Origin of the sequence: Sphingomonas cavernae (genome assembly GCF_003590775.1) — a bacterium.
In the GTDB taxonomy this organism is placed as follows: Bacteria; Pseudomonadota; Alphaproteobacteria; order Sphingomonadales; family Sphingomonadaceae; genus Sphingobium_A; species Sphingobium_A cavernae.
In genome coordinates this window covers 603,604-626,518 of record NZ_QYUM01000003.1, presented here as the reverse complement: position 1 = coordinate 626,518, position 22,915 = coordinate 603,604, and the positions used below count along the sequence as shown (strand labels likewise).

At 62.2% G+C, this 22,915-nt stretch carries 19 protein-coding genes and 1 tRNA gene; 14 read left to right on the top strand and 6 right to left on the bottom strand.

What is annotated here, in order from left to right:
• Nucleotides 1–50 precede the first annotated feature (50 nt).
• Nucleotides 51–962 (bottom strand): LysR family transcriptional regulator, encoded by a 912-nt coding sequence (locus D3876_RS10635; RefSeq protein ID WP_119762038.1) that lies wholly within the window; start codon nucleotides 960–962, stop codon nucleotides 51–53.
• Nucleotides 963–1,042: 80 nt separating this feature from the next.
• On the opposite strand from D3876_RS10635, the gene D3876_RS10630 reads away from it, so the two are divergent.
• From D3876_RS10630 to D3876_RS10595, 8 genes are all read left to right on the top strand, one after another.
• Nucleotides 1,043–1,648: a pyridoxamine 5'-phosphate oxidase family protein gene (locus D3876_RS10630; RefSeq protein ID WP_119762036.1), complete on the top strand. Its 606-nt coding sequence runs from the start codon at nucleotides 1,043–1,045 to the stop codon at nucleotides 1,646–1,648.
• On the top strand, nucleotides 1,645–2,244 hold the full coding sequence (locus D3876_RS10625) for a glutathione S-transferase family protein (RefSeq protein WP_220475454.1): 600 nt from the start codon (nucleotides 1,645–1,647) through the stop codon (nucleotides 2,242–2,244). Before D3876_RS10630 ends, D3876_RS10625 begins: the two co-directional genes overlap by 4 nt.
• 79 nt (nucleotides 2,245–2,323) lie before the next feature.
• Nucleotides 2,324–5,194, top strand: a complete 2,871-nt coding sequence (locus D3876_RS10620; RefSeq protein WP_119762034.1) for a M16 family metallopeptidase — start codon at nucleotides 2,324–2,326, stop codon at nucleotides 5,192–5,194.
• Between the two features lie 58 nt (nucleotides 5,195–5,252).
• Complete coding sequence (purS, locus tag D3876_RS10615) at nucleotides 5,253–5,486, top strand: phosphoribosylformylglycinamidine synthase subunit PurS (protein ID WP_119762032.1); 234 nt, start codon at nucleotides 5,253–5,255, stop codon at nucleotides 5,484–5,486.
• Between the two features lie 4 nt (nucleotides 5,487–5,490).
• Entirely contained in the window at nucleotides 5,491–6,156 is a 666-nt protein-coding gene (gene purQ / locus D3876_RS10610) for a phosphoribosylformylglycinamidine synthase subunit PurQ (protein WP_119762030.1), read from the top strand.
• 48 nt (nucleotides 6,157–6,204) lie between these two features.
• The gene (locus D3876_RS10605; protein ID WP_119762029.1) at nucleotides 6,205–6,450 is read left to right on the top strand and encodes a type II toxin-antitoxin system Phd/YefM family antitoxin; all 246 of its coding nucleotides are present in this window, start codon (nucleotides 6,205–6,207) and stop codon (nucleotides 6,448–6,450) included.
• Complete coding sequence (locus D3876_RS10600; protein WP_119762027.1) at nucleotides 6,447–6,896, top strand: PIN domain-containing protein; 450 nt, start codon at nucleotides 6,447–6,449, stop codon at nucleotides 6,894–6,896. The genes D3876_RS10605 and D3876_RS10600 overlap by 4 nt, the downstream gene beginning before the upstream one ends.
• Entirely contained in the window at nucleotides 6,893–7,327 is a 435-nt protein-coding gene (locus D3876_RS10595) for a GFA family protein (protein ID WP_119762025.1), read from the top strand. The genes D3876_RS10600 and D3876_RS10595 overlap by 4 nt, the downstream gene beginning before the upstream one ends.
• Here the strand turns inward: D3876_RS10595 and D3876_RS10590 are convergent.
• Nucleotides 7,324–7,638 (bottom strand): hypothetical protein, encoded by a 315-nt coding sequence (locus D3876_RS10590; RefSeq protein ID WP_119762023.1) that lies wholly within the window; start codon nucleotides 7,636–7,638, stop codon nucleotides 7,324–7,326. The two genes, D3876_RS10595 and D3876_RS10590, sit on opposite strands and share 4 nt — an antisense overlap.
• Nucleotides 7,639–7,641: 3 nt before the next feature.
• The gene (locus D3876_RS10585; protein WP_119762022.1) at nucleotides 7,642–8,370 is read right to left on the bottom strand and encodes a queuosine precursor transporter; all 729 of its coding nucleotides are present in this window, start codon (nucleotides 8,368–8,370) and stop codon (nucleotides 7,642–7,644) included.
• 112 nt (nucleotides 8,371–8,482) lie between these two features.
• Here D3876_RS10585 and D3876_RS10580 point away from each other — a divergent pair.
• A tRNA-Arg gene (locus D3876_RS10580) sits at nucleotides 8,483–8,559 on the top strand.
• Nucleotides 8,560–9,049: 490 nt separating this feature from the next.
• Nucleotides 9,050–9,262 carry a type II toxin-antitoxin system ParD family antitoxin gene (locus D3876_RS10575; RefSeq protein WP_119762020.1) on the top strand — a complete coding sequence of 71 codons (213 nt, stop codon included), beginning with the start codon at nucleotides 9,050–9,052 and terminating at the stop codon, nucleotides 9,260–9,262.
• A 56-nt stretch (nucleotides 9,263–9,318) separates the two neighbouring features.
• On the opposite strand, the gene D3876_RS10570 is transcribed toward D3876_RS10575, so the two are convergent.
• A complete protein-coding gene (locus D3876_RS10570) occupies nucleotides 9,319–9,738 on the bottom strand; it encodes a PIN domain-containing protein (RefSeq protein ID WP_119762018.1) in 420 nt (139 codons plus the stop codon).
• Nucleotides 9,739–9,972, bottom strand: a complete 234-nt coding sequence (locus D3876_RS10565) for an AbrB/MazE/SpoVT family DNA-binding domain-containing protein (protein WP_119762017.1) — start codon at nucleotides 9,970–9,972, stop codon at nucleotides 9,739–9,741.
• 497 nt (nucleotides 9,973–10,469) lie between these two features.
• Here D3876_RS10565 and D3876_RS10560 point away from each other — a divergent pair, with 497 nt between their 5' ends.
• On the top strand, nucleotides 10,470–11,591 hold the full coding sequence (locus D3876_RS10560) for a hypothetical protein (RefSeq protein ID WP_119762015.1): 1,122 nt from the start codon (nucleotides 10,470–10,472) through the stop codon (nucleotides 11,589–11,591).
• Between the two features lie 409 nt (nucleotides 11,592–12,000).
• Here the strand turns inward: D3876_RS10560 and D3876_RS10555 are convergent, their stop codons facing one another.
• Nucleotides 12,001–13,356 carry a HEPN domain-containing protein gene (locus D3876_RS10555; RefSeq protein WP_119762013.1) on the bottom strand — a complete coding sequence of 452 codons (1,356 nt, stop codon included), beginning with the start codon at nucleotides 13,354–13,356 and terminating at the stop codon, nucleotides 12,001–12,003.
• A 609-nt stretch (nucleotides 13,357–13,965) separates the two neighbouring features.
• On the opposite strand from D3876_RS10555, the gene D3876_RS10550 reads away from it, so the two are divergent.
• The 3 genes from D3876_RS10550 (at nucleotide 13,966) to D3876_RS10540 (ending at nucleotide 22,792) form a co-directional block, all read left to right on the top strand.
• The gene (locus D3876_RS10550; RefSeq protein WP_119762012.1) at nucleotides 13,966–14,184 is read left to right on the top strand and encodes a hypothetical protein; all 219 of its coding nucleotides are present in this window, start codon (nucleotides 13,966–13,968) and stop codon (nucleotides 14,182–14,184) included.
• A gap of 198 nt (nucleotides 14,185–14,382) precedes the next feature.
• Nucleotides 14,383–19,164 (top strand): NACHT domain-containing protein, encoded by a 4,782-nt coding sequence (locus D3876_RS10545; RefSeq protein WP_119762010.1) that lies wholly within the window; start codon nucleotides 14,383–14,385, stop codon nucleotides 19,162–19,164.
• A complete protein-coding gene (locus D3876_RS10540) occupies nucleotides 19,130–22,792 on the top strand; it encodes a hypothetical protein (RefSeq protein ID WP_147417640.1) in 3,663 nt (1,220 codons plus the stop codon). Before D3876_RS10545 ends, D3876_RS10540 begins: the two co-directional genes overlap by 35 nt.
• Nucleotides 22,793–22,915 lie beyond the last annotated feature (123 nt).

Below are 22,915 nucleotides of genomic sequence, written 5' to 3'. Positions count from 1 at the left end.
CTGCATTGTGCGTCCTTCGATACGCCATTTCGACTTCGCTCAATGGCTACTCAGGATGAGCGGGTTTGAGCGTTGTGCAACACCTCCACCGCACGCGCCTGCATGGCATCGGCGAACGCACGCACCGCGGGTGTGCCCGCGCGGCTGGCGCCAAAGACCAGATGCACCGGGATCGGCCCGCGCCAATACTCGGTCAGGACGGGCGCCAGCCGGCCAGCGGCAATCGCCTCATCCACCTGATAGCTGAGCTGATAAGCGATTCCGATCCCCGCCTCTGCCGCCTGGATGGCTGCGTCATTGGTGTTAACGAGCAGGCGCGGACGGATCGCAACACCCACCTCTCCCTTCGCGCCGAAACGCCATTCGGTCGCTGGATTGACCGCGGTGACGCCGATCAGTGCGTGGCGCTTCAATTCCTGCGGGTCGGCGGGTGCGCCGTGTTCGGCGAGATAGCCGGCGCTGGCGACGGCGACGCGCGCCACCTCCCCGATCTTTCGCGCGACGAGGCTTGAATCAGCGAGTGGGCCGATGCGAACCGCGACATCGATCCCCTCCTCCACAATCCGAACATTGCGGTCGATGAGCAGCAGCCGGATCGCGAGCCGCGGATGCGCTGAGAGCAACGCGTTGGTGACGGGGACGACATGGCGCTGGCCGAAGGCGACCGGCGCGGTGACGATCAACATACCCTGCGGCGCGTCCTGCCCGCCCATCGCCGCGAGTTCGGCAGTGCGCAGATCATCAAGCACCCTGCGGCTGCTCGCGAGGAAGGCGGCTCCCTCCTCGGTCAGCGTCACCGCGCGTGTTGAACGGTGGAAGAGCGCGACACCAAGATGCGCCTCGAGTGCCGCAATGATGCGCGTCATGGCCGGCGGCGACATGCGTATCGCGCGTGCCCCTGCTGCAAAGCCCCCATGATCGGCGACCGCTACCAATGCTTCGAGGGCTTGCAAACGATCCATATAGTTCCGTTATTTGGAATAATGAAATGCATCACTAAGCTATTATCCCTACAATCGGAATATCACATACAGCCAGAACAATGGCCGAGAACTTCAAGCGCATCATGTTCACGCCGGGCGCCGTCGCGCTGCAGGAAGCTGCCGGTTCACGCGCGAGCTACACGCGGATGGAGGGCGAAGGCGATGCGCCCGACGCGCTCGACGAGGTCGCCCGCGACTTCATCGCGCGGCGCGATAGCTTCTACATGGCGAGCGTCACCGAAACGGGCTGGCCCTATGTCCAGCATCGCGGCGGGCCGCCGGGCTTCCTTCGCGTGCTCGACGAGCATCGGATCGGCTTCGCCGACTATCGCGGCAACCGCCAATATGTGAGCACCGCCAATCTGATCAGCGACGACCGCGTTTCGCTGTTCCTGATGGACTATCCCAACCGGCGCCGACTGAAACTGATCGGCCGTGCACGCATCGTCGACGATCCCATCGAGACCGCAGCGCTGATGACGCCCGGCTACAAGGCGGTGCCCGAGCGCGGTTTCATCGTCGCCGTCGAGGGCATCGAGTGGAACTGCCCCCAGCACATCACGCCTCGCTACACCGAGATCGAGATCCGGCAACTCGTCCACGCGCTCACGACGCGGATCGAGCAGCTTGAAGCCGAGAACCGCACCCTCAGGGAGGAACCATGATCCAGCTCTATGCTTCACCGCTTTCGGGCAACGCCCACAAGATCCGCATGGCCCTCGCATTTCTCGAGCTGCCTCACGAGGAGATCACGGTCGCGGGGCCGGAGCGCAAGACACCTGATTTTTTCAGGCTCAATCCGCTCGGCCAGGTGCCCGTACTGGTCGACGGCGACACGGTGATCCGCGACAGCCAGGCGATCCTTGCCTATCTCGCGGCACTTCACCGGCCCGGCGAATGGGACGGACGCGATGCGGTGGAGCGCGGACGGATCGCGCAGTGGCTGTCGCTGGCGGCGAACGAGATCGCCAACGGCCCCGCGATGCTCAGGCTCGGCAAGCTCTTCGGCGTCGATATATACGAGCCGGGCGCGCGTGCGATGACCGCAAAGGCGTTCCCCGTGCTCGATGCGCACCTCGCGTCGCGCGACTGGCTCGAGGGCGACCGATTGACGATCGCAGATCTCGCTGTCAGCCCCTATGTCGCGCTCGCCCCCGATGGCGGGATCGACCTTGCGGGCTTTCCGAACATCACGCGCTGGCTCGCGCGCATTGCAGCGCTGCCGAACTTTCCTTCGATGCAGGGCTGGCCGGCCGCCTGATTCTCGGCTTTGGCATTGACAGCGCGGCGCGCTTCGGTGCTCCTTCCGCGTCCCATGATGCAGAGCGAGCCCGGTATCGGTGATCCGTAACATCCTGATTCTTCTGGCGAGCGCCGGCGTATTGGTGCTCTCCGCCTGTCAGTCGCCCGCTCCCCTGCCCCGCCCCGAGGTGGTGCGGACCGACCCGGTCGCCAGCGCCTGGGGCTTCGACCGCAGCGATGTGCCGCGCGATCTGGAATGGCGCTATGGCGAACTCGCCAACGGCATGCGCTACGCGATCCGCCGCAATCTGACCCCGCTCGGCTCTGCCTCGATCAGGATGCGCGTCGATGTCGGCTCAACCGCCGAGGCCGAGGACCAGCAGGGCCTCGCGCATTTTCTCGAGCATATGGCGTTCAACGGGTCAACCAATGTGCCCGAGGGGGAGATGGTCAGGATCCTCGAACGCAACGGGCTCGCCTTTGGCGCCGACACCAACGCCAGCACGACCTTTACCGAAACCGTCTACAAGCTGGATCTGCCACGAGCCGGGGACGAAGTCGTCGATACCGGGCTGATGCTGATGCGCGAGACCGCGGGAGAGCTCGCCATCGCGCCCAGGGCGGTCGACCGCGAGCGCGGCATCATCCTTTCCGAGCGGCGCGCGCGCGATCAATACAGTTATCGACGCCTCACGAGTTTCCTCGACTTCGCGTTGCCCGGAACGCTCGTCGCGCGGCGCATGCCGATCGGCGATCCGCAAGTGATCCGCAGCGCGCCCGCAGAACGCATCCGCGATCTCTACGAAAGTTTCTACCGGCCCGACCGCACCGTGCTGATCGTCACGGGCGACATCGACCCCGATGCGATCGAGGCGAAAATCCGCGCGCGCTTTTCGGACTGGCAGCCCAGGCGACCGGCAGAGGCCGAGCCTGTGACCGGAACGGTCGATGCGGACCGGCCCACCAGCACCGCCTATTTTCGCGATCCGGCGGTGCCGACGGCGGTATCGCTGTTCGTAACCCGGCCCGCCGACACCAGTCCCGACAGCACAAGGAAGCGCGAAGGCGCGATCCTGGAGACGCTCGCCAATGCGATGCTCAGCCGCCGCCTCGCCAAGCTGGCGCGGCAGGCCGATCCGCCAATCATCGGCGGATCGGCGAGCTATACGACGCTGTTCGGCGCGGCCGAGCTCGCCTCGATCGAGATCAGCGCCAAGGGTGACGACTGGCAGAGCGCAGTCGGGGTCGCCGATCGCCAGTTGCGCCGTGCGCTCAGCTATGGCTTCACCCAGGCCGAGCTCGACGAGCAGATGGCCAATCTGCGCCACGGCTTCGAGAATGGCGCGCGCCAGGCGGCGACGCGGCGTAGCGAGGCGCTGGCCGATGCGCTCGTCAGTGCGATCGACGACGATCTGGTGGTGACGACACCCGCCTGGCGGCTCGAACAGTTCAACACCTTCGCGCCGCGGATCTCGCTCGATGCGGTCAATACGGCCTTCCGCGCCATATGGACGGGCGCCAATCCCCAGGTGCATGTTGCGGGCAAGAAGGCGATTCCGGACGCGCCAGCCGCCATCCTCGCCGCTTATGACGAAAGCCGTTCGACCGAGGTGCTACCCATCGCCGACGCCCAACGCGCAGCCTTTGCGTATCGCGATTTCGGCAATCCCGGCGCGGTGGCGACCGACAGCCGCATCGCCGATCTCGATATCCGCACCATCCGTTTCGCCAACAATGTCCGGCTCAACATCAAGAAGACCGATTTCGAACGGGATCGCGTCCGCGTCTCGCTCCGGATCGGCAGCGGTGCACTCGAATTCAACAAGGACAAGCCGGGCCTGCGCATGTTCATGAACAGCGCGTTCGCCTCCGGCGGGCTCGTGGCGCACAGTCTCGACGAGTTGCAGACGATCACCGCGGGGCGTTCGGTCACGCTCGGGCTCGCCGCGAGCGACGAATATTTCGGCACGACGACGATCACCACGCCCGAGGATCTCGAGCTCCAGATGCAGATCTTTGCGGCTTATATGCTGGCGCCGGGCTTTCGCGCGGACGGCGACCGGCAATGGCAGAACCGGATTCCGGTGCTCTACGACACCTATGACGCGTCGCCGGGCGCGGTCGCGGCGCGTGACGTGCCCGCGATCATCACCAGCGGCGATCCGCGCTTCGGCACGCCGCCGCTTCGCCTTCTCCAGCAGCGCAACATGGCCGAACTGAAGGCGGCGACCGCGCGCGCCTTTGCCAGCGGAGCCATCGAGATCGGCATCGTCGGCGATATCGACGAGCAGGCCGCGATCGACATTGTCGCGCGCACCTTCGGTGCGCTGTCGCTGCGCGATGCGGCCCCAGCGCGTTTGACAGAGGCACGGCAGATATCCTTCCCGGTCGACCGCGTGCCTGCCGTGTTGTTCCATGAAGGCAAGTCCGATGAGGCGATGGCGATGGCTTATTGGCCAACCACCGACAATGCCGATTTCCGTACCGACGCGACGCTGTCGATGCTCTCGGCGGTGATGGGGCTGATGCTGACTGAGGAATTGCGCGAGACGCTGGGCGCGACCTATTCACCCGTCGCCTATTCGAGCACTTCGTCGGCCTATCCCGGCTTCGGGCAACTGGTTGCGTCGAGCAATGTCGCTGTCGAGGACATCGCCAGAGTGGAGGCCGCGGTCGACGCGATCGCCGAAAAGCTGCGCACCGAGCCCGTCAGTGCCGACCTGATGCTGCGCGCGCGCAAGCCGATCCTCGAGCGCATCGACAAGAGCCGGCGCGAAAATGGCGCATGGATCGCGCTGCTCGACGAGGCGCAGACCGAGCCGCGCTGGATCGAGCGGTTTCGGCAGGCGCGGCCGGTATATGAATCGATCACCGCCGCCGATCTTCAGCAGGCGGCGCAGCGCTGGCTCGCGCAGGCATCCGCGCTCAGAATCCGCATCCTTCCCGATCCGGCCAAAGTGAATCCTTGAACCTGCGCGCAAGCGAGGCCATAGAGCCGCCAAATCCCAACCCAGCGAGACTCGACCCATGAAAACCCGCATTTTCGTTACTCTGAAGGGCGGCGTGCTCGATCCGCAGGGCAAGGCGATCCACCATGCGCTGGAGAGCCTGGGCTTTTCGGGCGTGAACGACGTGCGTGCGGGCAAGCTGATCGAGCTCGACCTGGCCGAGACCGTCACCGACGGCGAGATCGAGGAGATGTGCAAGAAGCTCCTCGCCAACACCGTGATCGAGAATTACCGCATCGAGCGGGGAGCCTGAGCCCATGAAGACCGCCGTCATCGTCTTTCCCGGTTCCAACTGCGACCGCGACCTGGCGGTGGCGCTTGAGCAGGTTACCGGGCGCAAGCCCGACATGATCTGGCACACCGACACCGAGTTGCCCTCGGGCCTCGGCTTCATCGGTATCCCGGGCGGCTTTTCCTATGGCGACTATCTGCGCTCGGGCGCGATCTCCGCACGCAGCCCCGTGATGCGCGCCGTGGTAGCAGAGGCAGAACGCGGCGTGCCCGTGTTCGGCGTGTGCAACGGCTTCCAGATCCTGACCGAAACCGGGCTGCTGCCCGGCGCGCTGATGCGCAATGCGGGGCTCAACTTCGTATGCCGCGACGTCGCGATGACGGTCGAGAACACCCAGTCGATCTTCACCAGCCGTTACAAGGCGAACGAGGAAATCCGCATCCCCGTCGCGCATCATGACGGCAATTTCTTCGCCGACGACGCGACGCTCGACAGACTTGAAGGCGAAGGCCGCGTCGCCTTCCGCTACGCCGAGGAAGTCAACGGTGCCGCGCGCGGCATCGCGGGCATCCTCAATGCGCAGGGCAATGTGCTCGGCATGATGCCGCACCCCGAACGCATGATCGAACCCGCGCATGGCGGGTTGGACGGCCGCCGTCTGTTCGAGGGCGTTCTGGAGGCGGTTGCTTAAGCCACGCCCCTCCCTTATGTTGCAACCGTTGCAACATCGGAGGCGACAATGGGCGTGATGTCGGTGCGCGAATTCAACGCGAACGTCTCCAAGGCGCTGGCACGCGTAGAGGCGGGCGAGACGCTAGACATCACCAAGAACGGCAAGGTGATCGCCGAACTTCGCCCAAAAAAGGCGAGCAAGCTCGACGATCCCGAATTCCGGGCGGCCTATGAGCGCGCGGTCAAAGGGCTGAAGGAAGGCATACCAGGCCTAACGGGACCCGCGACCTACGAAGAACGCACCGGCCGTTGATCTCGGTCGATACCAATATATTGGTCTATGCCGCCGCGCAGGACGGTGATGCGCGCAACGCCGAGGCCGAACAGTTGGTCTCGCAGCTCTTTCTGCTACCCGCGACCGTGCCCGTTCAAGTGCTCGCGGAATTTCTGAATGTCACGGGCCGCAAGAATCCCGCGGCGATCGCACAATCGCTCGAACGCGTCGAAGAATGGCTCGCGCTCTTCGATGTCGCGCCGACCATGCCCGCCGACCTGATCGCCGCCCAGCGGCTGCGCGCGCGTTACAAGATGCAGTTTTTCGATGCGCTGATCTGTGCGGTTGCCTTGCGATCGGGCGCCAGGATCCTTCTGTCCGAGGATCTGCAGAACGGCATGAGCATCGACGGCCTTACCGTGCTGAACCCGTTCGCCATCGCCAATCGCGACGCGATCGGCGCATTGTTTGGAGCGTCCGAATGACCACAACCCTGCCCGTTACCGGCGGCTGCCTCTGCGGCGCCGTCCGCTACACGATCGACGCGGAACCGATCGCGACGCGCATCTGCTGGTGCCGCGATTGCCAGCACCTCGCCGCGGGCAACGCGACGGTGAACGTGATCTTTCCGTCGGACAAAATCGCGATCACCGGCGAGACGCGCGGCTATGAGAGCCATGCCGACAGCGGCAACGTCATGCATCGGCGCTTCTGCCCCGCGTGCGGCACACCGCTGTTCAGCGAGGCCGAGGTGCGTCCGCACCTGATCATCGTGCGCGCGGGTACGCTCGACGACCCCGAAGTCGCACGGCCGAGCGCGACGATCTGGACCGATTCCGCCCCGCACTGGGCGCTGATCGACGAAACGCTGCCAAAAATCGAAGGGCAGCCGGCGCCAGTTACCACCAGGCGCTAGCGCTTCAGCAGTCGGGTGTGGCGCGCGATCAACATGATCGCGGCTGGCCAGAACATCGTGTTCCAGACATCCTTCCAGTTGGCCGACCATTCGGGCGAGCGGCCCTCGCCCAGCGTATCGACGATATCCCAAAGCTCGCCAGCCAGCGCAACGATCAGAACCGCGAGCAGCGGTCGCCAGTCCTTCAGCGACACCCGGAAGATCGCGGCGACCGAAAAGAACACCGCAAGCCCGACATAGATGTGCAGCGCGTCCTTCGCGAGATCGAAATGCATGACGATGAACAGCTTGGCTTGCTGCAGCGGGCTCATTCTTTAAATGCGCGCGCTGAACGGCGTGAAATCGGTGCCCCGGTCGAACACATCAACGCCCTCGCGACGTTTGAGCCAGCCCACCACGGCGTAGGTGACGGGCGTCAGCACCGCTTCCCAGCCCACCTTCATTGCCCAGTTGGTGACCATCACCGCGGCGACCTGCCAGGTCTCCCACACGCCGTAAAAAGCGAGCGGGTAGAAGATCAGGCTGTCGACCCCCTGCCCGACCACCGTCGAGCCGATGGTGCGCGTCCACAGATGTTTGCCCTCGGTCCAGATCTTCATCTTGGCGAGCACGAAGCTGTTGGCGAATTCGCCCGCCCAGAAGGCGAAAAGCGAGGCGAAAACGATCCGCCAGGTGTTGCCGAACACCGCCTCATAGGCCCCCTGGTCGCCCCAGCCCTCGGCTGGCGGAAGTGCGACCACCACCCAGCTCATCACCGCCATGAACAGCATCGCAACGAAGCCCACCCAGACGCAGCGCCGCGCGCGCGCAAAACCATAAACCTCGGTCAGCACGTCGCCGATCACATAACCCAGCGGAAAGAACAGGATGCCCGCGCCAAAGGTGAAGCCCGCCACCGTCGAGAGCTTGGCCGCGCCGATCAGGTTGGAGAGCAGCAGTATGACGACGAACGCCGCCATGACGAAATCGAAATAGCGGAAATGCCCGCCCGTAAGTGCCCCGGCCGAAACAGCTTTCGGCGCGCCCGTTTCCCCTGTGCTCATGGCGCGGCACACTATCGAGGTTTCCTGCTCATGCAATCCACGCTATGCGCGTGCGTCATTGATGCATGGTCCGGGCGCCAAGCCGCGCCCATTTTTGCTGGCCATGCATTGCGCGCCCGTAGCTCAGTTGGATAGAGCACGAGCCTTCTAAGCTTGGGGTCGCAGGTTCGAATCCTGCCGGGCGCGCCATTTCCGTGTCAGGTCGCAAGATCGTTGCTCCGTTTGTGCAACGGCGTGCTCCTCTGAAGCTATCCATTGTATTAGTTCACTCCTCACTCACGAAGTAATTGCATTATAAAAAACAGCTACTTACAACTGATCGCCTCCGCCTTGGCAAAGGATTCGGGCGGGCGGCGGTTTTCCGTTCGGCAGTCGTTGGAACGCACTTCGGCCGGAGCCAATAGCCGCTGACGCTACTGCATGGCGTGCGCTCTCGAACGGTAGTGATCTGGATTGAACAGGTCACCAATGTTGTTGGTGGCTTTCGAAGTGGCCGCCACCGCCGCCAACTAGGACATTCATCGGCGCCATTGAGCTTCCGGAAAGCCGCCATCCGTTTAAGTTATCGCTCGATGGCAGGATGCGACTGTTTTTCGTGTTAGGGTCACTACCTGTGGCCCTGGGGCCCGACTGATTCATCAGGTTCGCAATTCGGGAGAGGTACCGGACAGTGACACGTATGGATAAGGAACGGGACGCGCAGGCACTCGTGCTCAAAGATGCTCGAAGACTCCGCCACGCGGCGCGGGATGACTTCGAATTCGACCGCGAGCAAACGAACGCACGGGTATCGGAAGTTCGTTTGGCCCTGAACGAAGGCGAAGAAAGCGGCGAGCCTGAGCCATTCGACTTTACCGCCTTCAGGCAGCGCAAAGCCGAGCAGTATCGCTGAACATTGGCTCCCATGCAGAGAAGCGCGAGCCGTATGAACTGAACGCAAAAAAATGGCTATTCGGATTTTTGTGTTGAATTCCTGAAAGGATTCACGATCCGCAATATGCCTTCAACCATCAAACCGTCCTGCATATTCTCGGAGTGGAGAATATCGCAACGCGCACGCAGCGCGGCAGCGACGATCAGTGCATCGTAGAAAGAGAACCCGTAACGCTGTGCCAGTGCTAGCGCGCTTTCATGCATTTTCAGATCAACAGGATGGGTGGCCCGGGCCAGCACTCTGATCGCCTTTGAAGCCTCGTCGATCTGGCTCCAGTCGAAGTTGAGCTTGCGACGTGCAATATTGGTGAACTCGTTCAGAACCTGGACGCTCAGATCGGCCCCGGCGGAAAGGAGCGTTTCCGCAACGCTAGACCGAGGATCGTCAGTGAACGCATATATCACGACGTTAGAATCTAAGAATATTTTCGCCATTCAGCGACGCTCGTTCGCGTCGTTTCGATCGAAGCTCCAGTCCGCAGGAAGGGGGCGGCGCAATCTGCGAATGCTATCTAGCGCAGCAACACGGGTCTGGTCGCGGTCTATGGTGAACGCCCGGTCACCGGAGATGCGAACCTCGATATCATCGCCTTCTTTGAGCGCGAGTGCCTCAACGACCGCTGCAGGGAGGCGGATCGCAAGACTGTTACCCCATCGAGTGACCCGCATGTCTTTACTCCTTTGGATATACGTTCTGTATGTATATGGTATGGGGCGACAGGTCAATTCTGGGACGTCGATTCCACAGGCAAATCCGAATAGCCAAAAAGTCGACGCATATCGTTCCAGCTCCTCGCTACAGGCGAGGAGCCGGTTTGCTCAGGTCTCGATACTTTCTGCAGGGGAGATGGCATCTTCGGCGTCCACGCCGAGATATCGCACAACGTCGCCTCCCAAGTGAGCTAGCCGCTGTCGCCGACAAAACGGTCGTTTACGGGATCGAACACGCTTCCCGTAACCCGCCATTCATCGAACCGGTTCACCGAAGCCGGGCTGGGTCCTTCCTCGTCGCCCCCGGGGGTGTGCGTACGGCTCCGGAAACCGATCGTTCCGCGCGCACTCAATCCAACCGTGCCACGGGAACAGCAGGTGATGGGTCTAACTGGCGGTCCGACGAACGCTAATAATGCTCGGCAACGGTGGGGCAGTGTAGGGACGGTCTTCCATTGAAGAAGAACAAGCCATTCATGACCAAGAACTGCCTGATCACCGGGGCCCCGGTCACCGACGAAAACGACTCCCGCGCCCACGTCATTCCGAGCGCTATCGGTGGGCGCCTAAAGCCCAAGGGGCTGCTATGCGGCGACGCCAACGGCATTCTCAATGGTTCCGTCGACCTTGCCCTCGTTCGCGCATTCGAACCGATCATGAGCTTGCTTGATGGCTCGCGCGATCGCGGATCCAATTCCCCCGTAAGAATGACCGACGCAAGTGGCCGTGCTTACGAGGTCGCCTTTGGCAAGCCTCTGACGCTCACGCGCCCCGAGTTCTCGATGGAAGTACTGGCCGATCGCTCGGTCATAGTGCAGGTCTCGGCGCGGACGGTGCCGGAGCTGCGAACGCTGCTGGGCCGAGTCAGGGCACGCTTTCCCGATTTCGACATCGACGCAGTGGTGCGGCAGGCGGCGGTGCAGCACAGTCGCCCCGGGAGGTTGCGCGGTCAGCTCCAACTCGGTCCGGCCTCGACCTTTCCGGCCGCCTACGTTGCCGCCAGCATCTTTGCGGCGCACCGCGGCTTCACGCCCCATCCAGAGCTCGCCACGTATGTCGCCTCGTTGGATCCCCAGCCGGATCCCGTGCCTCTACCGCCCGACACCTTCCTTTGGCACCAGCCGCGCTGGTTCGACGTAGATGGCGAGGTGTCGCATATTCTCGCGCTGATCGGTGACCCAAAGGCGGGGCTGATGCTCGCCTTCGTTGAATATTTCGGCATCGCGAGCGTGGCTGTGATCCTGCCTTATGCTGGCTCGACGCCTATACGGGAGACCTATGCGATCGACATTTTGACCGGCAAAGAGGCAAGTGTCAGGATCGACGAGGCAGTGCTGGCAAAGCTGCCTTGGTCGGCATCGCATCAACTGAGCGACCCCGCATTCCAGACCGACATGGTTGAGCGCATCAATCGCGTTATCGGCATAGCCCAAGAGCGCTCGCGGGGGGCAGCGATAGAGACGATCTTCGACGAAACGGTTGGCCCAACCGATGGGCGCAAGCTGATTATCGAGGAGCAAAAGGCGCTTGAAGAACGGCTGGCTCAATTCCTGCTCGACATCATTTGCGAAGACTGACGAGTGGGCTGGCGTTTACGCTGAAGACTTCCTGAATCCAGTAAAAGGCACCGAGATCGGATCGCGTCCGGCTCTACGTCCTCGAAGAGGAACCCGGCAACCCCGACATGGCCGCCGTTCGGGCCCGAATTCACCGATCCCAATCCCAGACGGTCCACTTTCTCACGACCCCGGCGGTCCAGCGCGACCGCTCCCCGGCCAACTTGAGCTATGGCATGGGTGCCGGGCGAATGGCGGCTTTCGGATCACGCCCACGTCAAACCGAACGCCCGACTTGCTGGCGCCACCGAGCATGTGGCTACCCCGCGCCAATTGGCGCCGCACGCCAAGACCCGCCAGTCCGGATGCGACCAAGGCTCGTCATTCGCCGGGCGGTTATCGAACGGCCACTCCTGGTAAAATCAGTTGCTCACACACCACCGGCCATCCTCTGGACGTTGCCCTTAGTAATGGCAAAGTCCCTGATTAGTTTGGCATGGTCATAGTCATCGCGGTCGACGCCGATATGAATCATGAGATCAAGGAAGGCGACGAGCGTCATATGCGCGACATGCGCGGCATCGACGGCAATGCGGCCGAGCTCGAGACCGATCGGATCTCGCACCCCGTGCAGAAGCTCGGAGCGCACGACGTAAATACGTTTGACCTTCGTGCGGATGTCTTCCGGCGTACCTTCATCCGGCCAGCCGGCTAACATATAGGCAACTCGATCACCGACCGCTTCGGCCAGTTGATCTCGCTCATTGCAACCGGTCAGCGTTTCAAGGACGGTCACGAATTTCGCAATCCGGGAGCCAGCATATACATCGATTGAAGCATCATTGAACCAGCGCAACGCGTTCAGATATTTGAGTTTGAGAAAGGTCTGCTCTTGAGGCCTGCTCACCGCGCAGACGACGCGGTCGAGCGCGCGCAGCCGAATGGCGTTATCCCCTTGGTTGAGATTCTCCCACCACGTCTCTGCGAACGAAGCCTGGCCACCATCTTGATGCCATGTCAGATGTGGCTCCGGGCCAATGAAGTAGAGCTCTGCGCGGTCGAGCAGGTAATTTGGCTGTTCAGCCATGCGAATGCGGCTTTCGCTTCCTCCATCCGACAGAAACAGTTTGATGACTGTTAGCGCCGTCTGGGCGGCCAAAAGTGACATCCGTTTCGCAGCCGCCCGATCAGCAGTCTCGACTGTGACGTCAGCAATCCAGCCAAATGAACGGTAGTGCTCTTCGACGCGAGCGCGAAAACCTTCCTCGACCGGTGATCGCCATGATCCTATCGCGGCTTCGACTTCACTGCCGCACAAGGCGGTCGGCCGGAATCGAACCGTGCCGATGCAAAATTCGCCAGGGTTGGTGCCGAAGCAGATGTGGCAGAGCCAGAGATAGCGATGCGGTTTCACGTCCGCCTGGATCGACTTGTCTAGCGCCGAGACCAGCTTGGCGATCGCACCGATTTCAGCCACTCGTCTGGTTTTGAAGAACCGGAAAGCGATCGCCTCTTCGACGCGGTCGGCGCACTGCGACACGCTAATGAGATGAGTCCAAGCACGGCGCTTGAGATATTCGAAGCACCATTCCTGGATTCGGATTCGAGCTTCCATGCCCACTTCAACATAGGTTTCGCCTGACCGGTCTGAGATAGGCGCGAAATGCGCCATACGATCACGCAGTGGGATGTCATTGGGATCAGTTGAGCGTAGCTCCTTCACCTTGTCGTGGCAGAAGCGCACGATCTCGGCTAGCTTCTGCTCCATGCTTGCACGCTTGTTCATCGCATCGTTTACCTGTCGAACCTGATAATAAACGCAATCTAGGTTGGCGGGTGTCGCGAAGGTCTAAACATCCGCTCACGCCAAAATCACTTTTCGCTTCTATGGCGGCGAACTGAGGGTGGGTCCCAGCTCACGCCGGAAGTGTGGCTGTCGGGCGCGATGGAAGTGTCGGCTTCCAAAAACGTCAAAAATTCATTCAGACGGCACAGTTCGCGCGATGCAGTGGGATCGGTCACGGCAAACTTGCTTGACCCCCTTCGCCGACTTTGCCGATATTCAGTTGCCATTTCGACGTCACCAATTGCTGCCGTAGGTTCATCCGCCCTGTCGGTGACTGCTTGGGCCGCTATTTCGGACGTTCCGGACCGAAATCTCGCTGCCCGAATCTTCCATTCGTTCAGGTGTTGCCCGACGGCTGATGGCCGCTTTCTGTCAGGCCGGTTTCGGAATCCAGCGGTCATAAAGCTGACTTTCACTCACCCGTCTAGATGACCGTGGCTCAAGCCTTTCCTGTCGTGGGCCAAAACACGAGGTTGTAATCCAGATGCTCAGCTGATGTGCGACGCTACCATTGCTTGCCAGAGTCGCGCGGTCGCATAGGATGAATGCATGACGACACATGCTTACCGCCGACGATTCGACGATCGCTTCTCAGATGAGGAGACGGCAAAGGGCTGCCCCAGGTTCGGCAACATCAATCAGCCGGGTTCACCGGATGTCGACGTTCGAGAGGAGGATGCCGCGCTCTGGATCTATGTCACCCTTCATGGCGAGGTGGCGGACCCAGCCGAAATGCTGCGTGCCACTGGATACGAGCAGGTCGCCTGAGGGCGTGCGCGTGCCCGCTCCCGTCCAATACCGGACACTTAGCACACCCAACTCGGCAATTGAGGATGCCTTGGTTAGCCGCCCAAATCCAGTTGATCGTCCAGCCTCCATGTTTCGACGCCGTCCGTGCGTTTCCGGAGCGCGGCTGAGCGACCAGGCTCAGGCATTGGTCGACCATCTGCTAGCTGGCACGGCATAATGGACGCGCTCTCCGACGATGCGTCGGACGCCGTTTCGACGGGCCGCGCAGCCTCGCCGGAAGCGACTGGCGGCGTCGGCACAAGCTATGAGCATGCCTGCATCGCGGCCTATCTTGCGGCGCTTCTGACCCGATCGCATGCGCCGGGCTGCCCGGGCATTGTGACCAGTGTCGCGGTACAGCAAAAGGCGCTTGGACGGCCACTCGACGATGTCGTGCTTGAATGGGAAGACGATGCCGGCCGCTGCGGCACGCTCGACCTCCAGCTGAAGCGAAGCCTCGCCATCTCTAAAGGCGAGGACACAGACTTTGCCCAGATCGTGGCCGAAGCCTGGACGACCATGAAACTGCCGGACTTTGTCGACGGCCGCGACCTTGCCGGCGGGTTGAGCGAGATCCTTGCCGCAGCCAATCACTATGCGTGCCAAAAGCTCAGCGACCAGGCCCGTCTAGAGGCCGATCCGGCGGCCTTCACTGCAGCCGTCGCAGATCAGATGGGGCTGGCGGAACGTAAGGCTCACGAGACGGTGAAGGTGATCCTAACGAGGGAGCTCGGCTCTGCCCCGACGGCGGAGGACATGCATTTCTTCTGGCGCAACTTTGTGCTCGGCCGCCTGGAAGCGACCAGCGATCGTGGAGCCGATCGCCTCCGTGCGATCGACCAGCTTCGCCAGGTCGCACCGTCCGACGGCGCCAATCCGACCCAGATTTTCGCGATCCTCGAGGCCCTCGCCAAACAGCTCAACGTCCGCGCCGTGCGCCTCGATAGTGTGCAGACGGTTTCGCTCCTGCGCGATCGCTTCGGCACCCGCCTAGCGGCGCTGCCGGATCAGGCCGTCGAGGCATTACAGGCCGGGCGTCGTGGCGCCGAGCCGGAACTCGCAGCGTTTCGTGAGCGCGACCAAGCACAGCTGATCGATCCGGTTTTCGGCACACGCGATGCCGCTAAAGCCGATGCACCCGAGAGAATTGTCCAGCTCACTGAGGTCGAAGCCGAGTTGCGCGCGGCCCGCTCCGTCATCCTCGTCGGCGAGCCGGGCGCCGGCAAGACGAGTGCTTTGCAGCAAATCGCGGTCATGCTGCTCGTGCAGCCCGACATTGTCCCGATCGTGCGGAGCCTACCCTATCTGGCACTGCGCGGCGACTCGATCGTGTCGCAGCTGTGCGGTAAGGGAAGCTTTGCCGCGCTGTCAGAAGGCGGCTTTGCCACTCTGGCGAACGCCGCGCAGCTCATTCTCTTGCTGGACGGCTGGAACGAGCTTAACCCTGAACAGCGGCAATGGGCGTGGGCTGAACTCGACGCCCTGCGGCGTGACTATCCCTCGATGCCGCTGGTGATCGCGACTCGGACGGGGACGGCCGCTCCGTTTTCGCCGGCAGCCACTCTCGAGGTGCTCCCCTTCGATCGCGATCGACAGCTCGACGTGGCCGCACGTTTGGTAGGTCCTGCCGGCCATGATCTGATCGGGCGTGCGCGCTCCGTCCCGACGCTACGTCCACTTTTGCGCACGCCTCTCTTTCTCGCTGCGATCCTGCGGCAGGGTGCGAGCGGAACACTGCCGACCGATCGCGAGACCGTTATCGCCCGTCTGGTGGCTGAGGCCGGTGGGACCCCGGCGCGGCGCGAGCAGCTGCGTGTGGCGCTTGACGGTCAACATCGCATCTTTCTGCAGGCGATCGCCGAAGAGCTAATGAATGCCGGGACTACTTTCTGTCCAGAAGAGACCCTGCTTCCCACGATAGCGGCCGTGGCGAGCAACCTCCGCGCACAGCAGTTCCTGACCCAGCCGGCATCACCTCAGACGGTGCTCGACCTGCTTGTCAGCCATCACTTGCTGGTCGGCATAGGGGCTCCCGGCGAACGAACGATCGGACTGCAGCATCAGCTGATTCAGGAGTGGTTCGCCTCGTTTCGCGTGGCGAGGATGATCGAGTCCCAACAGGAAGGCCTGATCAACGAGTCTCTGAGCAAGGTGATCAACGCCCCCTTCTGGGCGGTCGCCGTTCTGTTTGCTGTCGAACGCGTCGCCCGGTCAAAGGCCGCTGCGGTGCCATTGCGGGCGCTCATACTGACGACGCTCGGGATCGAACCGTTTCTCGCGGCAGATATGTTTCGCCTATCGCGAGAATGTGTCGGCCGGAGCCTCGACGAGGCTATCATCGCGTTCGCCGAGCGCTGGAAAGGTGAAGATTCATCGCGCGCGATACCCTTCATGCTCGCAACCGGCCTTGGGCAGTTCGGCGCGACATTATGGGCCGCGCTTGAAAAAAGCGGTGAGCTGGCGTTCGACCTGCATCGCACGGGACGAAGCTTTCCCATCAGCGCGCTTGAGTCGCAGTGGGCGCTGCGCTTCCCCGCACTCAAGGATCAGACACGCCGCGTGCTGCTGATCGATCTCGTTGAGCAAGGCGACAACGCGAGTTTGGCGCTCGCGCTTCGTGCCGCGGCAACCGATCCCAGCGCCAATGTTGTTGCCGGCGTCATCGACTATCTCGATTTCCGGGATGAGCGGACCCGGCTCGAAGGCCTGCTTGAAAGCTTGCCCGACAAAATGTGGGTAGAGCTGGCTCGGGGCCGTGAGCCGGAATGCCTGACTTCGGCGCATCGCGAGCGCTGGCAGAGCTATCGCCGAGACCGGTTCGATCACGCCGAAGGCTTCGAATGGACACATCTTGCACTTGAGTTCGACTGTGCGCCACCAACGCAGATCGTCAATGTGGCACTCGATCTCAAGACCGACAATCACTGGGCTAGCCATCAGCTGGAAGAAAAGCTGTTCGCGCGGTTTCCGGCGCTCTTCCAATCGATACTGCTTGCCCGTCTGCTAAACGGCGATCCCCTTCCTTATCCCGTGGATGCCTATCTAGATGGCGTCGAGCCGGCTGAGCAGGCGCAGCTGCTCGTCATCGCCAAATCAAAGGACGAGAATTACTACCGCCGTCAAATCGCCGCGCAGCTTCTGGGGCGTGATTGCGTCGCTTCGCTGATCGATCACATGATGGGCTGCGCCGGCGACCGGGGGGCGCTACGCCGCCCGGATACCCAGGAAGTGCGCGATGTGCTGCGCAGCGTCCGTCTCGATCTCTTGATTACCGATGTCTTGTCTCGCCCTGCGCAAAGCGCGGCGCAGGCGGCGATCCTGGCATCGATGTTGGCCGATTGGCGCGGACGCGACGAGGAGCGCGCGTTTGCAATTCCTATCGCCCACAAAGATGTTTTGATCGAGCGGGCGCAAGACTGGGTCGCCTTGCTGCTGGGCTCAGGTGACCAACTCCCGCGCTGGGACCTCGCCGAGCTCGCCAGGCTGATCGGGCGGATAGGAAGCGAAGCCTTATTGCTGCCATTGATGTCGTTGTGGGATCGCGATCGAACGCGACAGACTGCTGAACGTGCCGAGTACGCCGTCAACCCGCACGGAACTCGCGCCAGCGAAGCGTTTATGGGCTACGATAATCAATATCGCGGCGCGATGCTTGGGATCGGTGGCGACGCCGTGATCGACGCAATGACAACACGCATCGATGACCCGACATTCGAACATGATGCGGCGATCGTGCTTGGACAGCTGCTCGAGATCGATCCGGCGCCACGCGGCCCGATGGGCCCCAAATTGGACGATCTTGGCACACGGCGGGCCCGATTGATCGAACGGCGCGCCAGTCCACCTCATCCCATCGCCGCGAAGATCATCGACCGGATCGAGGCGCTGGTCGCGGAGGGAACCGCTGATGCGATTACGCGCGCGTTTCAGTTAGCGGGTCCGGTGACGCTGATGAACTATGGCGATCGCGGCCCGGCCCTCGTGGCGCTGATCGAAGCCGGCAAGGATAACGGCTTGCTGCGCGATTTCTGCAAGGCCTTTTCCGAGCGCGGGGAAGCGCTGCCGGCGCATATCGTTCGTCACGGGATTGCTGCTGCCGCTGTGGCGCTCGCGGCAATGAAATGGGTTCATGACAATGACTATTGGCGAATAGAGGATTGGTTTCGCCTCATCGCCTTCTCCGACGATGTGCGAGCCGTGCTCCCCGTATTCGACGAGCTCCCGGTCGAGATGCGGCGGCAATACCGTCTGCGGAACCTGGTTTTTGCCATCGGCCACTCGATTTCCCCAACCGCAGTCGGAGCGCTGATCGAGCTCATACAGCGATCGCCAGAACTTATCCGCGATGGCTGGCCGGAGGCGATGACGCGGATAGGCAGCGCTGAAGCTGCCAACGCCCTATTCGATGCCGTGATCGGCGCACCCGAAGATCCGAAGACCTGGCGCGACTCCTTTGCTTTGCGCACTGCGCTGGCGACCGCCTTGGCGCGTTCAACGGAGGCGCGGACGCGGGCTATTAGCCTGCTCGGGAATATCGAGCATCCGGGCAAGCGTGCGGCGATTGCCGACGCGATTGCGCAAACGATGGACGAGGGCGAAGCCATGGTGCTCTTGTCGTATGCGGCCGCTCCCTCGGGCGACGTGATCGCTCGGGTACTGGTCGATCGACTCGAACACGCCGCGGTGTCGCGCCTGGCCGTCGAAGGGATTACCGACGCCTTTGAATTGGAAGGGGCGCCGCTGCCGAAATTCAGGCAAGCTGCATTTCATCAACTACTTGCAAATCCAGAAGCTGCGCATATTCGATCGTGCCTCCAGGCGGTCGATCATCTGCGCGACCGCTACGGTAAACCGATGACCGAGCCCAACCATCCGGATATCGATTGCGCCAGCGCGTGGCCGACCGCTGCACAGCCGGCCTGGCTTGCACTCGGGCACCAACCGGGCAAGGTCGCTTAATCCCGTGGACCCGCGAACGACCAAGGCGCTCGCCGAGATCACCGATGAAGGCCGGTTCGAGCAACTTGCGCTCGCCGTTTTGCACCATGCTGAGCCATTCTGTGCCGCGCTCTCCCAACAGGGGGTGAACGCAGCGGGAAAAACGCGCGCTTCGCCGGTCGACAATATCGGCTTTGTCCGGGATGCGGAGCCACCTCACATGGTTATCGCCCACCACACTACCGCTGCTGAGCGCGACCTAAGGGCGAAATGGCTCACTCAATCCAATGGCGAGAAGAAGGCACGCCTAGGCGACATCGCTAAGACCGCAGAGATCGTTGCACACGAACGGCGCCGCACACCCAGTCTTGCGACGACGCTGTTTCTCACCACCAACCGGGAGCCCGATGAGCAGTTGGTGCGGGATGCAGTGGCGCTGGGCGCGGCCTTCGGCATCACGGTCGAAATCTGGTCGCGGGTTCGTCTGGCTCGCGTGCTCGACACTGATCCCACCGGTCAGTGGATTCGTCGAACATTGCTTGGGATCGAGCAGGAGCTCCTGTCTCCCGACCTTCTCGCTGACCTGTCGCGCGCCAGCTTTGCGACTCTCGTGCCGTCCGGTTCATCGCGCACGTGGATTGGGCGCGAGCTTGATCGTCAGCTCGTCCAATCCCGACAACCGATCAGCTTTGTGCTGGGCGAGTCGGGATCGGGGAAGACGGTCGCCTGTCTCCGCGCGATGAACCATTGGATCGCAGGCGGCGGATTCGCGTTGATAATCGCGGAAGATGTGGTCGAAGAGGCCGCGTCGTTGAGCGGCGCCGTGATGACCAGCCTGCGGCGACTGCACCCCTCTCTCGCGGAATCGTCGAGCGCCATGTCGTTGGCGTCAGCAGCCAGGCCAGTGCTGCTACTGATCGAAGACATCAACCATGCAGTCAACCCGTCCCGCGCGATTGAGAAAGTGGCACGATGGGCTGGCGAGGCGACCGGAGAGGAAAATCGGGGCTCGCCGACCTGGCGGATCCTTTGTCCGGTCTGGCCTCGGGTGATGAACGGCCTTTCCGAGCAAGCGCGCCGCCTTGTCGAGCCGATGCTTGTCCAGCCGAAGCCGTTCACACCCGAGGACGGCATCGCGGCGCTCGAGGCGAAAGCCAAGGCGGTTGATCATCCTATCAGCACCGCAGCAAGCTATGCGCTCTCCACGGCCTTAGGGCACGATCCGCTGCTGATCGGGCTACATGCGTTTGGCGCCACATCGACGCCCGATGCGGTGATCTCGGACTTCGTCGAACGCTCGCTGCGGCGCTGCGAGAGCCGCACGGGAATCCCGGCGGGCGAGCTTCACGTCGCGCTCCTCCAAATGACCCAGCAAATGTTGCAGCGGCGCAGGCTGGCGCCATCGTGGAACGACGTCACGGGATGGTCGACCATCAGTCCCAGCTTGCACGCGCTACGCCAGTTGGTCGCCCACGGCGAAGTCGTGCGCCTGGAGGGCAGCTCGGCTCGACAGAAAGTGGGATTTCGACATGATCGGGTTCGCGATCATTTGCTGGTCGAGGCGGCCGCCGCGCTTCTCGATGCTGACGCGCTCGGCGACGATATTGTTGGGGATCCGTTCTTCGCAGCGGTGTTCGGCGATCTCGTGCTTTCTCACGTTGGCGCGGACGCCTTCCTCAAGCGGGTCTGTCGGAAAAATCCGCTCGCCATCTTCCATGCGCTGCGTCGGGCCGAGTACGGCTCGCCGGCGCGATCGAAGCTGCTCGCCGTAGCGGAGCAGTGGTTGGCCGCGGAGTCAAACCGAGGATATGATCAGCGTTCGCTCCGCGGCGAGATTGCGGCGGTGTTGATGGAGGCCGAGGGGCCCGACATTGTGGTGCTCGCGAAGGCACTTCCCGAAAGCACCGCGCACAGTCGCATGGCTCGTCTTCGCAACGGCGATCTCGACGCGGGTATCGAGGACTGTTTGAAACCGCAATTTTATCGCGCCCAATGGCGTGAACGTCAGATTGAGCATGCCAAGCTGCGCCACGCCGATACCCTTGTTGTGCAGCTCGCGTCACGCCTGCAAGACAGGGCCATCGAAGGGAGTATCCGCGAGGCTCTGCTCAACTTGGCGGGCAGCGTCGCCGATCCGCGGCTGTCTCCAGCCATCAGCACATCGTGGGCGGCGGACGACGATCGCGGCGAGCGGCTCGATGACTATCTATGGGCCTTCGCTTTCTGCTGCATATCGCAGGATGCCGAAAGCGTGCTCGGCCCGGTTTGCTCTGCTTGGGCAGCATTGCCGCAGACACGTAACGGTTCCAAGCCCTCACCGCGCGACGAACTGGCGGGGAGCGGGATCCGATGGAAATTTGAACGGCGGCCGCCTGGACCGGCGATCGACTATCTTGTTGAGCGCGGCGCTCACGCCGACCTGTCCTGGCAAATCTATTATTTACTCCATGCCGTCGACCATCCGGCCGCAATTCGCTTCTGCATTCGAGCGATGGCGCAGGCCAGGGAGCGATCTGAACAATCGTATTTCTTCAATTTTCGCAATGGGCAGGACCATTGGCAGCGCTATCGCGACGAATATGGCATCCACATGTCGACCGACAGTCGTGCGCTGCTGCGGACCTATTGGCAGAATACCGCTGCCGATCCGCATGAACGGATCGCCGCGTTTGATCTGTGGGCGTCTAGCTGGGGTGAAGACGATCTCGGCCATCTCCGAGAGTGGCAGAGCGATGTCTTGCTCTGCGATCGGATCCTCAGACATCGGCTCGAGCGCGGTGACACGACGGCCATCCCTCAGCTTCTCCCTAAACTTAGCAGTGACCAGCGTCGCTACTGGTGGCAGTTCACGCGTACCACATGGTCCGAAGACCTGACGATCGCGTTGCAGCGGGCATTAGATGAACGCTCCGCCCAGATTGCCGCCGAACCCAATCTGGTCTTTGATATTGACCATAGTCTGTTTAACGCGCTCATTCGGCTACCCCGGGACACTGCGGAGGCCATGCTGCTTCAGCACTGGGAGGCGGTTTCAGACTCCTCGCAATTTGTTCAGGCGGCTTTGTACGTAGCCAGTCCACTGTTGCTCGAGCGGGCAGCCCAAGCGATTGCCGTGGCACCAGAGCCCGCTAAGGTGCTCGAGTTTCTGACAATGCATTTTGGAATTAAGCAGCAGGGGCATCCGGGACTGACGCGACCCGAGCAGATCATGGGTCTCGAGCCTTATTTTGATCTTATCGAGGAGAAGGATCTCGATTGGCTAGCAGAAGGCTGCAATGAGGTCGGATGGTTCGAGCTGCGACGCCGGCTGTTCGACCCCCGGCTTCCGGACTCGCGCAATTGTTGGAACGAGGCCCGCCTGCCCAGACTATTTGACCGTCTGACCGCCGATATGCACTTCGTGTCACACGAGATCGAAGCTGTGCTCGAAGCAGGCGTGGCTTGGGAGACGATCGCCACAGCGTTGCGGGAGTGGGTGACACAGGCTCCAAGCGAGGACGCACTCCGTCTGGCCGGTGAGATTCTCCAGGAGCATAGCCGGCGCGTCGATCTCGACATTATGTCGGCGTGGTGCGGGCAGGAGAACGAGGCAACGCGGGCGGTGATCGCTAACACCGTATTCGCTGTCCGCCATCGGACGGCAGACTGAGAACCGGTCCGGTTCGCTCGAAAGCCGTCAGTCTTCGATGGGGGTATCCGGCGCCTAAATTTCCTGACCGAAAAGTCGGACATAGCGGATCTTCCGGGCGCTGAGTGCGTCACACGTTTGCCG

Coding starts and splice junctions, on each gene's coding strand:
- purS (WP_119762032.1), top strand. CDS start 5,253: ATGAAAACCCGCATTTTCGTTACTCTGAAGGGCGGCGTGCTCGATCCG.
- D3876_RS10545 (WP_119762010.1), top strand. CDS start 14,383: ATGGACGCGCTCTCCGACGATGCGTCGGACGCCGTTTCGACGGGCCGC.
- D3876_RS10595 (WP_119762025.1), top strand. CDS start 6,893: ATGACCACAACCCTGCCCGTTACCGGCGGCTGCCTCTGCGGCGCCGTC.
- purQ (WP_119762030.1), top strand. CDS start 5,491: ATGAAGACCGCCGTCATCGTCTTTCCCGGTTCCAACTGCGACCGCGAC.
- D3876_RS10585 (WP_119762022.1), bottom strand. CDS start 8,370: ATGAGCACAGGGGAAACGGGCGCGCCGAAAGCTGTTTCGGCCGGGGCA.
- D3876_RS10570 (WP_119762018.1), bottom strand. CDS start 9,738: ATGGCGAAAATATTCTTAGATTCTAACGTCGTGATATATGCGTTCACT.
- D3876_RS10550 (WP_119762012.1), top strand. CDS start 13,966: ATGACGACACATGCTTACCGCCGACGATTCGACGATCGCTTCTCAGAT.
- D3876_RS10575 (WP_119762020.1), top strand. CDS start 9,050: ATGGATAAGGAACGGGACGCGCAGGCACTCGTGCTCAAAGATGCTCGA.
- D3876_RS10630 (WP_119762036.1), top strand. CDS start 1,043: ATGGCCGAGAACTTCAAGCGCATCATGTTCACGCCGGGCGCCGTCGCG.
- D3876_RS10555 (WP_119762013.1), bottom strand. CDS start 13,356: ATGAACAAGCGTGCAAGCATGGAGCAGAAGCTAGCCGAGATCGTGCGC.
- D3876_RS10590 (WP_119762023.1), bottom strand. CDS start 7,638: ATGAGCCCGCTGCAGCAAGCCAAGCTGTTCATCGTCATGCATTTCGAT.
- D3876_RS10605 (WP_119762029.1), top strand. CDS start 6,205: ATGGGCGTGATGTCGGTGCGCGAATTCAACGCGAACGTCTCCAAGGCG.
- D3876_RS10625 (WP_220475454.1), top strand. CDS start 1,645: ATGATCCAGCTCTATGCTTCACCGCTTTCGGGCAACGCCCACAAGATC.
- D3876_RS10635 (WP_119762038.1), bottom strand. CDS start 962: ATGGATCGTTTGCAAGCCCTCGAAGCATTGGTAGCGGTCGCCGATCAT.
- D3876_RS10565 (WP_119762017.1), bottom strand. CDS start 9,972: ATGCGGGTCACTCGATGGGGTAACAGTCTTGCGATCCGCCTCCCTGCA.